Here is a 14,533-nt window from a genome sequence, read left to right as displayed (position 1 = left end):
ATTGTGCAAAAATAAAAAAAGACGGTCGTTAAACCGTCTTTTTGTGTGTTAAATAGTATTAAGAATTAGAAGTTCCATTTAATGAATCCTTCTTTGTATACTTCATGAATATAATCTGCTTCAAACAATAAAATAAAGATTAAGTAACTCACCAAAAATATAGGTGTCCAAACGATTACTCTTCTCAATGCTGTTTTCTCATCACGTAAGTGCATAAAATCCCAAGCAATATAATAAGCCTTAACTAAGGTAAGTATAATAAAAACCCAGTTTAGTAAATGCATTCCTAAAAAAGAAGTCTCCACTAAAAATGCAGGTCTAATAATACCTAAAACAACTTCTATCGTAGTAATTATAGATAAGAATATAAGTACTCCCCAGATTTTGCTGATATTAGACTTAAACTTAACCAAGCCTCTGAATATTTCTAATTTATGATCGTGTGCCATTTTGTATTTTTTTATTCTTTATAACCCTTTGCGTAATGAAAAATCTAATTTGAAATTAAACCAAGTAGAAAAATGTGAATACGAATACCCAAACTAAATCTACAAAGTGCCAGTACAAACCAACCTTTTCAACCATTTCATAGCTACGTCTTTTTTCATACGTACCCAATACTACGTTAAAGAAAATGATAATATTAATTACTATTCCCGAGAATACGTGAAACCCGTGAAAACCAGTAATAAAGAAGAAGAAATCTGCAAACAATCTACTTCCATATTCATTATGAATTAAATTAGCCCCTTCTACTACTTGCGAAGCATTTAATAATTTCTTCAATGATTCATCTCTAGACAATACTGTTTTATGACCCTCTTCATTTTTTAATTCTGTACGAACTAATAAATTAGAATTTGCCTTAAAACCTTCTACTACTTCTGTAACAGAATAAGACGGCAATGACCCTTCACTTGTAAACCAGATACCACTTCTATTTTCATGCTGCGTACGTTCGCTTGCAATCTCTTTAGCGAAATCTGCAATACCAACACGCTCACCAGATTTAGCATCTACAAACTGTAGTATTCTGCCCCCTTTTGTTTCAATTGCTCCATGATCTCCTTTGATAAAGGTAGCCCATTCCCAACCTTGAGATCCTACGAAAATAATACCTCCAATAATAGTTAAGAACATATACCAGATTACTCTATTTTTTTGCATTTTATGACCCGCATCAACAGCCAATACCATTGTTACAGAAGACATAATTAATACAAACGTCATAAAAGCAACGTAAATCATCGGGAAGTTTCCGTGAAAAAACGGAACGTGTGTAAAAACTTCATCAGCAATTGGCCAAGTTTCTATAAATTTAAATCTTGAGAAGCCATATGCTGCAAGAAAACCAGAGAAGGTTAAAGCATCAGAAACGATGAAAAACCACATCATCATTTTCCCATAACTCGCACCTAGTGGCTTATTACCACCACCCCATACATTTTGTTCCTCACCCGTTGTTACCGTAGTATCCATAAATATATTATCGCGTTAATAAAATTTTCACAAATTTACATTTTTTTTAACCAAACAAAATTTTTGGTTTTAAAAAATTCAAAAAATATACAATTCTTTATCATCTTTTGGCTAATTGCCAAATACTAAACCAATTATAGCTGTATTTATTACTTATAAAAGTAGAAAAACAGTATTAAATACACCCAAAGTAAATCTAAAAAGTGCCAAAACGTAGCCCCTAACTCAATTCCTAAAAGATTTTCAGGAGAATATTTACCTCTAAGTTGATTAACGATTACCACAATTAAAGCTATTAAACCCGCTACAACGTGCACAATATGCACCATGGCAATAAGGTAAATGTATGATGTAGTTACACTACTAGACTCTCCTGTAAAATAAAAACCACGAGCTACAATTTGAGAAAAACCACTAAACTGCAAAATGATAAAAGTTATTCCTAATGCCAATGTTGCCATTAGAAATCCTGTACACAAAGAAGATTTATTTCCTTGCATTGCTTTCTTGGCTAGAATAAACGTTAAACTACTTAAGATTAATACTCCTGTACTAATAAAAAAAGTAGTCGGCAATTGAAAATCTGTCAACCAATCTTCTCTTGTACTACTAACAATATAAGCACTTGTCCAACCTGCAAAGGTCATTAGCAAACTTACAATTCCAAACCAGAGCATCATTTTCTTAGCTCTGCCCGTTTTTTCTATTATTGAACCTTCTGTTAAATCCATTTATTTTTTTATAAAAATTTATCTACTACATATACCACCTGCATGAACGTAATGTACGTTACACTTGCCAACATTAATTTTTTCGCCGAAGCATTATCTTGCTTTTCATATAATTTAAAAGCGTATACCAACATGACCATTCCTAACATGAAAATAATTAGTGCTGCAGGAATAGAAAGCGTTAATGCTCCTGTTATTCCAAAAACTGGAATGATTGATATGACAATCATCCAAATGGTATACATGATAATCTGCAATACCGTACTTCTATCTTTTTTGCCTGTAGGCAGCATTTTAAAGCCTCCTCTTTTGTAATCTTCATCCAACATCCAGCCTAGAGCCCAAAAATGCGGAAACTGCCAAAAGAATTGAATCATAAATAAGGTTCCCGGCTCAATACCAAACTCATCTGTTGCTGCTACCCAACCTAACATAAAAGGAATTGCTCCCGGTATTGCTCCCACAAAAACAGCTAATGGTGTTTTAGTCTTCAAAGGAGTATATGCACTTGTGTACAAGAAAATAGAAATAGCTCCAAACATTGCTGTTTTAGGATTCAAAATATACAAAGTAGCAATACCAACAATTGTTAATATAACAGCTATTATTAAAGCGGTACGAACTGATAATCTTCCTGCTGCAATAGGCCTATCTTTAGTCCTATTCATCAACGCATCCAGATCTTTCTCTATAATTTGATTGAAGGTATTTGAAGCACCGACCATGCAATACCCTCCAAAAGCAAGCAACAAAATAGGATACCATTGAAGTTCTGGAGCACCTAAAAAGTAACCCGCGATAGCAGAAAAAACAACGCTTATAGAAAGCCTTGCTTTAGTAATTTCTTTAAAATCAGCAAAAATATGAGACTGAGTCCCTTCTTTTACCGAGCTTACTGCCGTTTTCATGCGGAATTTTTATTGGAGTGCAAAGATAAGTCCAGAATGCTATTTGTGCAACGAAAATGATATGTTTATGTAATATTTGTAAATGATAGACGACTAATTCACAAATATTTAAATTAAAAATAACCACACATGCAATCTCTTAAATTTTTCTCACTAAAAATTCTAGTACTCGCTTCCTTTTTCTCCCTAAAAGCACAAGAAAAACCAGTTAAAATTATCTCAGAAAAACTTACCGAAGATGTGTACATGCTTACAGGTCAAGGGGGCAATATTGGAATTTATATTGGTCCAGATAACATTTTTATGATAGACGATCAGTTTAGTCATTTAAGTGATCAAATCAAAGAAACCATAAAAACACTAAGTCCTAAACCAATCTCTGTTCTATTTAACACCCATATGCACGGGGACCATACTGGCGGAAATGCAAACTTTAACACCGATGAAATTACCCTTATTTCCCAAGATAACGCCAGAAAAAGAGTCCAAGAAAACAATCTAAAAAAATTGAACTCACAGGAAATAGACAGCATTTATTACAACAAGATGCTACCTGAAATTACTTTTTCTAATGATTTAACCTTACACAAAGGAGAAGAAACTATACTGGCTTTTCATGTACACAAGGCCCATACCGATGGTGATGCCATGGTATACTTTGCCCAAAATAATGTTTTACATATGGGAGATACCTATTTCTCAGAAGGCTATCCTTTTATAGATTTAAAAAGTGGAGGCAGTGTAAACGGTTATATTGACGCCCACAAAAAAGCCTTAGTATTAATTGATAATGAAACTAAGATAATCCCAGGACACGGTAAATCTTCTACTAAAAAAGAGCTTGAAACTTATATGCTAATGTTAGAAGATATAAAAGAAAACGTCTTAAAAGCAATTAGAAGCGGCGCTACACTTGAAGAAGTTGAAACAGATACTACCATTTCAAAAAAATATGATACCAACTATGGGGGCGGATTTATAAGCCCAGAACGCTTGAGAGCTACATTTTACACCAGTTTAAAATAAAAAAAGTGCCTGCGATACATTAAAGTAGCGCAGGCATTTTTATTGAACTTAATACCGCTTATTGCAAGCGAAAGTTTATAGGAATGCTAAAAGAAACTTTAACAGGCTCCAAACGCTGCATTCCTGGCTTCATTTGCGGAAGCTTTCCAATAATACGCGCCGCTTCTTGCTCCAAGACTTTAGCAGGCCCTTTAAGCCTCACATCTTCTATAGCACCATCTTTACCAATAGTGAACATTACATACACTTTACCCTGGGTATGGGTCTCTATAGCAACTTCTGGATATCTAAAATTCTTTAAGATGTGCTTTTGCATGCTTTCTTCAAAACACACTTTTCTTTCCGACTTACTAACCGACTCACAACCTGGAAAAATTGGAGCATTTTCTAAAACAGCAAAAGGTATCGTTTCATCAATGCCATCATTTGGATCTACATAATCTAACTTCTTTGTATCCAGATTAGGAGTGCTAGACGTTACAGGTTCACTTTTAAATTCCTTGGTTTCTGGAACTTTAAAATCGTCAGGCACCACCTTTAGTTCTTCAGGCGCCACCACCTTAACTACAGGTTTTGATTCTGCCACTGGCTTTTCAACCACAAAATCTTCCAATTCCGGATACATTTCAAAGGTCTCTTCGACAGGATCTGAACTCGCCACTGCCTTGGGCTGAAATTTATCAAAAGCCATCTCTAATCCAAAATAAACGAGAAACATTGCCGCTATTAATCCAATTTGGAAATAGATAAAACTGTTTTTTCGTAGATTTGCATCTTGCTTGCTCCCTTTGGAGCTTGCTGATTTGTACGCTACACTGCTATTCTCATTGCCGTGAGAATCTGCAGCACTTGTGTTACTGTTTTTCATAATAGTATATATTTATGTTGTTACTATTTTGTTAAAACACAAGAAACGTACCAAAAAAAAATCCAGAACCTAGGTTCTGGATTTTTACTTAAAATAAGTATATTTTTTATTGTAATTTGAATGTAATTGGAATACTAAAAGGTACTCTTACTGCTCTACCTCTTTGCTTACCTGGCGTCATTTTTGGTAACTTCCCGATAATTCTTGCTGCTTCAGCCTCTAAGTTCTTATCCGGTCCACGCATTCTAACACTACCAATACTACCATCTTTCTGGATAACGAACATTACATTCACTTTTCCCTGAACACCCATTTCTTGAGAAATCTCTGGATATCTAAAGTTTTTATTGATATGCTTAAACATCATTTTCTGGAAACAATCTCTTAAAGCGTTTGCTCCTTTACTTTTTTCACTTTCACATCCCGGAAAAACAGGAACATCCTCAATAACAGAGAAAGGAATATCTAAATCTTCTTCAACTTCTGCAACTTCAATTTCTTCAACTTCTGCAACTTCCGTATCTTCATTGGCTTCCGTATCCTTAATTACAGTTTCTGGAACATCTGCTTCATCTTCTACAACTTCAATAATTTCTGGTGCAGCTGGTGGTGGTGGAGGTGGTGGAGTTTTTATTTGCTCCGTCATCGGCACCTCTTCATCTAATAAATCATCAACATTTTGAGAAATATCATAATTTGCAACATCATCGTACTTTTTGTACTCTAAGGCTTGCCATGTAATAAGCATAACCAAAGCAAGACCTGCTACGAAATATAGACCACTATTTCTACCAATATCCGCCTTTGGATTCTTTTTTAATTCCATAATTCAAAAATTTATCGTGAGCTAATTTAATTATTTATTTATAAAAATGGTAATATTTTTTTCATTTTTGAGCAACTCTCCTAAAATAATAGGTTTTAACAGCAATAAAGCCGAAAAATGCCCCAAAAGAGTTGGCTAAAAAGTCATAAACATCTCCACTTCGAGTTGTCGTTGCAACATATTGTAAGACCTCAATAATCATACCATACCCTATTGCAATAAAACAAAACAGCATTGCTGCCTTTTTAAAGTCCTTCTTAACATCCTTGTATTCCGCGTAAGATAAACTTCCTAAAACAACAAAAACGAAATAAAAGGTAAAATGGACGAACTTATCTAAATGTGGAATATCAAGACCATCTGTAGACACATCTTTAAATGAAAATAAGCTGAGGAATGTAACACACATCACCCAGCTTATAAAAAGTATTGTAAATATATAATTTTTAAGCACCAATTAACTCCTTATAATCTGCATCACTTAACAATGCATCTACCTGAGAGGCGTCACTTATTTTAATTTTTATCATCCATCCTTTTCCATAAGGATCACTATTAACGTCTTCTGGAGCATCTTCTAAAGCTTCATTGAACTCAATAATTTCTCCTGTTAATGGTAAAAATAAATCAGATACCGTTTTAACAGCTTCTACTGTACCGAAAACTTCATCTTTATCAAGGGTCTCATCTAAAGTCTCTACCTCAACATACACAATATCACCTAACTCACCCTGAGCAAAATCGGTAATACCAACTGTTGCAACATCACCTTCTATTTTAACCCACTCGTGATCTTTAGTGTACTTTAATTCTGACGGTATATTCATAACATTTATTTATAAAATTCTAAGAAACAAATGTAAAATATTAATATAAGGTATTCAAGAAAAAGATGACTGTGTTTAGTTTCCGAAATTATAACGAATCGTAAACCCTGTATTAATTGTTGTTTGTGGGAATGCTGTAGACACAGCAAACTTTGTAAATGAATGATCATAGAAAAATAAAGCATTCAAATTTTTACTCAAAGCATAATCTACACCTAGCTTAATTGAAAACAAGTTCTGACCAGAGGTAATTTGATTATTATCAATATCTAAATTACGTATATAAGTAATATTATCACGCATGGTTGCGTCTAGCTTAATATTTAAATCTCCTTTTAATCTTGTTTTCTGACCACCAATATTGGTAACCATCTGCACATCTTTAAAACGATATCCTAAACCAACAGTATAATCTTTACCATTAATCTCTGTAAGCAAACTGTTATCAAAACTAAGCGATAAAACTCGGCTTGTTCTAATTTCAGCAAGGACACTCATAGAATTTTTCATTTCAAAATCTACCTTAACCAAAGGATTGAATTCATCGGTCAACACCACATTACTGATAATGTCATCTGGTAAAATATCAAAAGTCTCCGCATTAATTGCTGGCAAACCTTCGTTCTGCAATTGTACTTTTTCTAAGTTGGTCTGAAAAGAGTTAATACTATAAGATGCTCTATACCCATGGCTCACAGAAAAACGTTTAAATTTTTTCTTAAACCATTTACTGTTCATCAATCCTGTATATTTCAAGTTCCAATTTGGAATTGGAATATCTCTAAAGGCATCTAAGTTCACACGATCTACTCCTTGACCTGTATAAGCTGCAAAGAATGCAGGAAGCAATACTTCCTGATTAGATTTCCCATATTGCTCTGGAAAACCATCTTCATCTAAAGGTCCTGGCGTCTGCCCTCTATCTGCAACAAGCCTATTTGCTATAGTAAGTCTGTTTTCTTTGAAAGTCTCAAAAGCTTCGGAAGTAAACTCATCACTACTACCAAAAATAGTCCCTATCATCACCGTAGAGATGCTGAAATTACCATAATCATTACCTAATAAATCTTCATAAGCATATTGATCATCACCAAGACTGCTTACCGTAAAGTTTTCTTCATATCTATTTTGATATTGCCTATCGGCAGAAAGATCAATAGTCAGATCTCTTATAGGCTGTGCCGTAGCCGTAATGTTCAATCGTTTATTTACATTCTGAACAAATTGATCATTAAAATCATCAAAGGTTGTTAGCCAACCATTTCTTGCCGCTTCATACCTTATATCTGATTGCTGACTACCAAAAATATAGCCCAAAGATGGCCTAGTAGTTCCTATAAAGCCTATTGATTGAGTATACCCTGGTAAAACTGTACCACTATTTTGAGTATAGTTCACATTCAAACGCTTCACCATAGTTACGACATCTACAAACGTATTAAACAAAGGACTCGTTTTATTTGAATCTTCTTCCTTACCTGTTTTTACATTTCTACCGCTAGCAGCTTTAGCTCTAGCACTACCGGTTACTTTTTTAAGCCCTATTAAATCATACAGCTTTTGCATATTCATATTTGCAGATAACGAATGTGTTCCTGAATTTTGTACCGTATTGATATTCTGTCCTGCAACTTCATTAAGGGCATCTCCTCCTCGTTGCCAATCAAAGTTACTGGTGTACGTATACTGGGAAGAAATAAAATCTAAAGCCGGAATTAATTTAAATGGCAACTCATAATTTAGTGTCATTTGTTGCGCATGCCTGTTAGGCTCGCCAATATCCCAGAAACCATCCCACAACTCTAAATCTTGATTTATTTGTGATGCAGAATTTTCGTCTTGATTAAAGTAATTACGAACAATATTATTATTAGAAGCCTGCAAGTTTATTCGCAAAGATTTGGTAAGCGTATAATTCAAAGCATACTGCCAATTGAATAAATAGTTACGTTGTTGCAACAATGGCAACTCCAAAGCTTCTACTCCTGGCTCCAATACATCTCTAAAACGTTGCTGGTTAAACGCTCTATTAATATTAGAGTTTATAGAAACCGATGTTGGCAATAAATTTAAATTCAATTCTTTTAACCATTTCCAATATGCTCCATTAAATATAGAATCTTTCTTAGCTAATGGTGCAACGGTTAAAGGTTTAAAATTATGATTGTATACAAAACCGGTATTTACCGTTTGCTCTCTTAGACTGGCAATTTCGAAATCTCTATGATCTGTTTCATTATATGAATAGTTAAACGTAAAGTTTTCAATATCATAAAAATTCTCTTCAGCCTCTTCGCCTCTATTCTTGCGAACACCAATAAAGTTAATACTTGTTCTTTTTGTGTATTCTTCTGCCTGCTCTAATATAGCCTCCTTATCTTCCGCGGTTGTTGCTGCATTAATACGATCATCTAATTTTAAATCATCATACACAGGGTCATATTCTGGAGTCACTATTTCTTCAGAAATTCCGTAATTGAATGGCAATTGCACCCCCCATTTTGTTGGAAGCAATTGACCTAGATTTACATTGGTAACTACATCATAAGAAACCACATCTTCTAAAGATCGCTCCGTTGTACTTTGATCAATAGATCCAAAACCAGAAGTACTCTTACTTCCCGTACCAGATACATTTGCGAAATCGGCCATGTTTAAATCTACCGCTCCTACGGCAGCCCAACCACCTTCACTATTGATACCCGCTAAACGCAATTCATTAAACCATACCTCTCCTCTTGCCGGTTGATTGTCTTGGTTTTTTACCCCAACCATCATACTACGCAAACTACCTAAAGACGGGTTACCTTTAATTCCTATACGCGTAACCCCCGGAGTTCTTGCCGCAAATTCATCCACACGAAAAACAGTACCATCAATAACCTCATAGTAATTAACATCTGCTAGGGTTTGATTGGCTATTCCAAAAGATTTCACTTTTCCTAAATCACTTAAAGTAATACTAAGCTCATTATTTTCTGGCCAAATTTCACTTTCTGATGTTGCATTATGTGGTGTAAATTCTAATGGAATTTCTATCTGATAAAAATTCTGTGTAAAATCCGTTCCAAATCTCAAGAAACCTACTAAAGGAGTTTCTCCATCTAAATAATCTGCCTCAAACAATTCTTCGGCATGCATGAACATTTTTAATTTTTCATACTGACGGATATCTATATTGATATTTTTATACACCCCTCTAGAATCTTCCGATTCTAAGTTTTCTATATAAAAAGAAAGTGATTGCTCATTCTGATTGATGATTGTATTGTTATTATTTAACTGCTCACGAATTACACCAGGAGGTAATACATAAGGAATTGGAGCTCTATTTTCGTTTTCCTGTATATTTACCGTATTTACATCTACAATCGTATTGTCATCTGTTGGATCATCATCTACATCTGGTTGTAAAGACTTGGTATATGAACGCCAATCGCCACGTACTAAATCTAGAGTTGCAAAACGCAAAGACACATCACTAGAGAATCCTGTTAAATACATTCTCATAAAACTCATAGATCTAAAATCCGTGATACCACCTATAGCATCCGTAAAATCTGATAATGGAATTTTATATTGAATCCAACGGCTATTCACGGTAGTTCCATCAGGAATCTCAGTACCTGTAAGTTCATTTTCACGTATATCAGTTACATATTTATCATCAACCGTAGTATTTGGCTTTATCTGAATACGGTATTCATAATAACTATTAATCGTGTTCATTGTTAAATCACGATCTATATCTTCTACATCTGGTAAGGTCGTAGACCCACGGTTTGTATCGGTAACCTGAACAGGTGAATTTCCTTCTGGGTTATTGTAATCAAAATAACGCTCTAATACATCACCATCTCTATTCAAATAATATTGATAGTTATCTAAGGCAGGGTCATTTCCTGTATTGTTACTAAATATAGAAGTTTCTTCCGTATCTGATAAACCGTCAAAACCAACATCCTGTAACCCCCTATTGGCCTCACTAACATCAAAAGCATATACCAAAGATTGCGTTGATGGCACTTTACCCCAAGAAGTTTCTGCAACTAAATCATTGCTATCTACGCCTGGTAATCCATTTTCGTATTGCTTTCTACCATCCTTTAAAATATCTTCCGAAATATTACCAAGGTTAATGACTAATTCTCCAGAAGTAGTAGCATCACCATCTACATAAGGATCTAACACCCAAAACTGAACGTATTCTACATTCGCCTGTTCAAAGTTAGTACTACTTAAAGGACGCATAATACCACCCCACTTATCTGTAGGCTGGTCTGATGTAAAATTTGGATTGTTGTTATATGGCCCTTTTGCATTTGGATAATACGCAAGATCTAGAGTAGTCTGTACTCTAGTTTGCCCTTGTGCTTGATCTGTTTCTGGAAATACTTCATCTATAAAAACACGACGTGTGGAGTTCTTAGATACATCACTATCTGAAACATCTGACGGTCTTTGATTGGTATAAAATATTGGATCAATAGAATACCAAGCCACTTTAGCTCTTCCATATCCATTTTCCAAATTTAAAGGATCATCTGGTGAACTTCCTGATAATTGACCACCCGTGGCAAATTCTAAAGGTGTACTCGCTAAAGACCAGCCTAAAGAAGATCTTATATCTATAGAAGATTGCGCTCCTTCAAAATCATCAATATATGTTGTAGATTCTCCATCAAAATCATCATTCTTAGGTGTACTCGGTTTAAGCATTGCCACCTCTGCTCGAACCGATAAATTAGAAGGAACATCCGTATCTATATTCGGTAATTTATTTACCAAACGCGTTAAAAACGGAACTTCCGTTGAGAAATTAGTATTTAATCCAAAAATGGTATTGTTTACAGATTCTGATCCGTAATTAGCTTTCTGAGTTTGCGGACGTTCATTTAGATTAAGTAAGGTTCCTCCAATAAGAAAGTTTCTGTTTACTTGATGCTCTATGTTAACTCCTGTAAATCTTCTAGATTGTTGGCCAAATACAGCCGTATTTTCTACGGATATATTGATGGGTGTATTTGAAGCTTGTAGTGATGGATCTATAATTTGAACCGTACCCGCTTGATAGTTTACCGTATAATCTATTCCTTCTTGTAATTGACGCCCACCAGCTGTTACCGTAACAGATCCTTGAGGCACATTGAAGGCTCCAATAGAAATACCGTTACTACTTGTAGATTTATATTCCCCTTTTAATAGGAATTTATTTTTATCAGAATCTTCTAATGCAGCAGCTTTTGTTAATGCATACATATTTCTGTACACATACTTTTTCTGATTGTCATTATACCCTTGATCATTAGCTACATCATACACCCCACCACCAAGTGTCTCAAACATATATTCACCAAAAGGCTCTACTTTGGTAAATATTATACTTCCGTTTCTAGAGTTTATGGTGATTCCTTCATAGAAATCGAAAAAACCATCCCCGCCAGATTGCACATCATTATAAACATTTAGTCGGTCAAAGTTAAAAACATCCAAAAGAATTCGACCTTCCAAATTGGCTGGCCACCCTATATCATTAACCTTAGTAATATAATTACGTGAGGTTGGATCCGTATACAGGATATTCATTTTGAAATCATCTTGACTTAAACTGTATGCTCCCGTAGCATAAATGTTCTTCATCATTAAATCCCAAATTGGATCATTTACAGTGGTAATATTACTCTTTAAAAGTTTTAGTACTAAGGTATTATTATTCACCTCTGTGGTAACTCCTGTGGTGGTGGTCGTTGTTGCGTCACTACTCGTCGCAAACTCACCCACCTGGTAGACTTGTCCTTTATAGGTATACTGGAATGCAACTGCTAAGACCTCATCATTACTTAAACGTTGGTTTAATGAGATATACCCTAACTGTTGATCAAATTGATAGTCTGTGCTTTCGGTTAATTTTCTAGCATTCTCTAAAATTGCGTAATCAAAACCTTGATTTATCTGGTATGCTCCAGAAATATTAAACCCTGCCTCTACCGTGGCAATATCCCTAATAGATGTTGTCAAAGCCCCTCCGCTCCCTATCAGGGCCGGATCAAAATCATTGGCACCGTTTCTTGGTAAACTACCGGCGCTAGACGTATTAAAAAAGCCTGCCGGGGCTCCGCCCATACTGCCTATTCTAGTTTTCTCAGATTCTGCCTCCCCTAAATCCTGAATACCCACTACATTCCTAACATTAAGGGTTTGCTGACTTCTGTTGGTAACCCAAACTTCTAATCGTGTAATTTGAACGGAGGTATTTTTATAAGGATAATTCTCTAAAGACCTATCATAAGTATCTCTAAAGTATTGTGAAAGGAAAAAGTGCTTGTCTTCTTCATAATCTAATGCTGTAATAGAAAAATCATTAATAGCACCACCACCTTGCGCTACTACCGTATTATTTTGAGATTGTTGATCAGAAAAAACAGCGGTTACTGTTGTTTTTCCAAACTGCAACTGTGTTTTTACCCCAAACAAACTTTGAGCCCCTTGAATTAAGGAGCTATTAAGAGGCATGCTAACGTTACCTATTTCTATTTTTTGAATGATATCATCTTCTGTTGGCGTGTAGTCTAATTTTACAATATTCTGAAAATCAAAAGTTGCTTCGGTATCGTAATTTGCATTTACCTGCAAACGTTCTCCAATTTTACCCAGCATACTTAAACTAATACGCTGATCAAAATCAAAAGAAAGATTGGTTCTATTTCTAGGAGAAAGAGATGGATTATCATTTTTCTGCCAAATAACTCCTAAATCCATCGCAACAGAACCTTGAGGAATTACCTCTATAGTATTCCCGCCAAAAACAGATTGAAAAAAACTATTATTCACATAGAAGTTAGGCAAAAGATTTTTTCTAGCCTCTTCACTACCTTCTTTCTTACCAACATAAGCATCCATCTTATCTTTGAAATAAGACTTCATCGTTTCTTTTCGAACAAGTTCTTGAAATTCTTCTGGTGTAAGAATAATTGGATAACTAATATCAAAATCGCCAACTGTTTCCGTGTAAATGTAACGGTCTAAGTTTGCGTCGTAGGTATATTTGGAAATAATGCTTTTAGGGTTCTCCATTTTAATACGCCCAAGTGCATAGCCTGTTTTCACAGAATCTACTTCTTGTTCGTTAGTATCTTGCGCGTTGGTTAGCTGCGATACTCCGAAGAAAATAATGAATACGATTAGTAGCTTAAATCTATATGATTTAAGAGTTGGTTTTGCCCTATTTTTCAAACTCTTTACAAATTTTTAAGCGAAAGCTTTATAATGTCTTCCACGCTAAGCGAAGCATCTTGAGCTAAAACTTTGTCAACAATCTTTTCGGACTGCTTACGTATAAAACCAAGAACTTCTAAAGCTGATAACGCTTCATCTTTATTTGTATTGTTTGAAATTGACGAAACTTCATCAATATCGTAGATTTTTAAGATTTTATCCTTTAAATCTAGAATAACACGTTGAGCTGTCTTAGCGCCAATTCCTTTTATAGATTGAATTGCCGATACATTACCAGTGGCAATAGCATCCCTAATTTGCTTGGGTGTCATTGAAGATAACATGGTACGCGCAATGCTTGCTCCTATTCCCGAAACGGATAATAATAAACGGAAAATTTCTCGTTCAGATTTTTCTGAAAAGCCAAATAAAGTATGGCTATCTTCTTTTACTTGAAGGTGTGTAAATAGCTGAATACTTTCAGCGTCTGTAATTTTTGAAAACGTATGGAGGGATATATTTACAAAATACCCCACTCCGCCACATTCTATAACCACATGAGTCGGATTTTTTTCTACTAGTTTTCCTTTCAAATGATGTATCATAATGGCTTTTATTTAATGGTATATGGTTTGTGTTATTTCGATATTAAA

At 34.8% G+C, this 14,533-nt stretch carries 11 protein-coding genes; 1 reads left to right on the top strand and 10 read right to left on the bottom strand.

Annotated elements, in window-relative coordinates; all coding sequences use genetic code 11:
• Window positions 1-65 precede the first annotated feature (65 nt).
• The 4 genes from M666_RS07745 to cyoE all read right to left on the bottom strand — a co-directional run bounded on the left by M666_RS07745 (window position 66) and on the right by cyoE (window position 3,118).
• Window positions 66-449, bottom strand: a complete 384-nt coding sequence (locus tag M666_RS07745) for a cytochrome C oxidase subunit IV family protein (protein WP_024481843.1) — start codon at window positions 447-449, stop codon at window positions 66-68.
• A 55-nt stretch (window positions 450-504) separates the two neighbouring features.
• Window positions 505-1,479 (bottom strand): cytochrome c oxidase subunit 3, encoded by a 975-nt coding sequence (locus M666_RS07740; RefSeq protein WP_024481844.1) that lies wholly within the window; start codon window positions 1,477-1,479, stop codon window positions 505-507.
• A gap of 149 nt (window positions 1,480-1,628) precedes the next feature.
• The gene (locus M666_RS07735) at window positions 1,629-2,210 is read right to left on the bottom strand and encodes a cytochrome c oxidase subunit 3 (protein ID WP_024481845.1); all 582 of its coding nucleotides are present in this window, start codon (window positions 2,208-2,210) and stop codon (window positions 1,629-1,631) included.
• Window positions 2,211-2,218: 8 nt separating this feature from the next.
• On the bottom strand, window positions 2,219-3,118 hold the full coding sequence (cyoE, locus tag M666_RS07730; RefSeq protein WP_029447132.1) for a heme o synthase: 900 nt from the start codon (window positions 3,116-3,118) through the stop codon (window positions 2,219-2,221).
• A gap of 129 nt (window positions 3,119-3,247) precedes the next feature.
• Between cyoE and M666_RS07725 the strand changes: the two genes are divergently transcribed.
• Window positions 3,248-4,144: an MBL fold metallo-hydrolase gene (locus tag M666_RS07725; RefSeq protein ID WP_029447133.1), complete on the top strand. Its 897-nt coding sequence runs from the start codon at window positions 3,248-3,250 to the stop codon at window positions 4,142-4,144.
• 58 nt (window positions 4,145-4,202) lie between these two features.
• Here M666_RS07725 and M666_RS07720 read toward each other — a convergent pair whose 3' ends face one another.
• The 6 genes from M666_RS07720 to ruvA form a co-directional block, all read right to left on the bottom strand.
• Window positions 4,203-5,012, bottom strand: coding sequence for an energy transducer TonB (locus tag M666_RS07720; RefSeq protein WP_029447134.1), 810 nt, complete (start codon window positions 5,010-5,012; stop codon window positions 4,203-4,205).
• A gap of 106 nt (window positions 5,013-5,118) precedes the next feature.
• Window positions 5,119-5,838, bottom strand: a complete 720-nt coding sequence (locus M666_RS07715) for an energy transducer TonB (RefSeq protein ID WP_029447135.1) — start codon at window positions 5,836-5,838, stop codon at window positions 5,119-5,121.
• Window positions 5,839-5,899: 61 nt separating this feature from the next.
• Complete coding sequence (locus M666_RS07710; protein WP_029447136.1) at window positions 5,900-6,247, bottom strand: VanZ family protein; 348 nt, start codon at window positions 6,245-6,247, stop codon at window positions 5,900-5,902.
• 37 nt (window positions 6,248-6,284) lie between these two features.
• Window positions 6,285-6,665: a glycine cleavage system protein GcvH gene (gene gcvH, locus M666_RS07705; protein ID WP_024481851.1), complete on the bottom strand. Its 381-nt coding sequence runs from the start codon at window positions 6,663-6,665 to the stop codon at window positions 6,285-6,287.
• A gap of 75 nt (window positions 6,666-6,740) precedes the next feature.
• The gene (gene sov / locus M666_RS07700; RefSeq protein ID WP_029447137.1) at window positions 6,741-13,898 is read right to left on the bottom strand and encodes a T9SS outer membrane translocon Sov/SprA; all 7,158 of its coding nucleotides are present in this window, start codon (window positions 13,896-13,898) and stop codon (window positions 6,741-6,743) included.
• Between the two features lie 5 nt (window positions 13,899-13,903).
• Complete coding sequence (gene ruvA / locus M666_RS07695) at window positions 13,904-14,485, bottom strand: Holliday junction branch migration protein RuvA (RefSeq protein WP_024481853.1); 582 nt, start codon at window positions 14,483-14,485, stop codon at window positions 13,904-13,906.
• Between the last annotated feature and the right edge of the window lie 48 nt (window positions 14,486-14,533).

This window comes from Cellulophaga baltica 18, assembly GCF_000468615.2.
GTDB lineage: Bacteria > Bacteroidota > Bacteroidia > Flavobacteriales > Flavobacteriaceae > Cellulophaga > Cellulophaga baltica.
The sequence above is the reverse complement of the archived record's forward strand: the minus strand, read 5'-3'. Positions and strand labels throughout refer to the sequence as shown.

What these genes read in the sequence shown, in the direction of transcription:
- M666_RS07725 (WP_029447133.1), top strand. Translation starts at nt 3,248, where the DNA reads ATGCAATCTCTTAAATTTTTCTCACTAAAAATTCTAGTACTCGCTTCC.
- M666_RS07720 (WP_029447134.1), bottom strand. Translation starts at nt 5,012, where the DNA reads ATGAAAAACAGTAACACAAGTGCTGCAGATTCTCACGGCAATGAGAAT.
- M666_RS07745 (WP_024481843.1), bottom strand. Translation starts at nt 449, where the DNA reads ATGGCACACGATCATAAATTAGAAATATTCAGAGGCTTGGTTAAGTTT.
- gcvH (WP_024481851.1), bottom strand. Translation starts at nt 6,665, where the DNA reads ATGAATATACCGTCAGAATTAAAGTACACTAAAGATCACGAGTGGGTT.
- M666_RS07735 (WP_024481845.1), bottom strand. Translation starts at nt 2,210, where the DNA reads ATGGATTTAACAGAAGGTTCAATAATAGAAAAAACGGGCAGAGCTAAG.
- M666_RS07710 (WP_029447136.1), bottom strand. Translation starts at nt 6,247, where the DNA reads ATGTGTGTTACATTCCTCAGCTTATTTTCATTTAAAGATGTGTCTACA.
- ruvA (WP_024481853.1), bottom strand. Translation starts at nt 14,485, where the DNA reads ATGATACATCATTTGAAAGGAAAACTAGTAGAAAAAAATCCGACTCAT.
- M666_RS07715 (WP_029447135.1), bottom strand. Translation starts at nt 5,838, where the DNA reads ATGGAATTAAAAAAGAATCCAAAGGCGGATATTGGTAGAAATAGTGGT.
- M666_RS07740 (WP_024481844.1), bottom strand. Translation starts at nt 1,479, where the DNA reads ATGGATACTACGGTAACAACGGGTGAGGAACAAAATGTATGGGGTGGT.
- cyoE (WP_029447132.1), bottom strand. Translation starts at nt 3,118, where the DNA reads ATGAAAACGGCAGTAAGCTCGGTAAAAGAAGGGACTCAGTCTCATATT.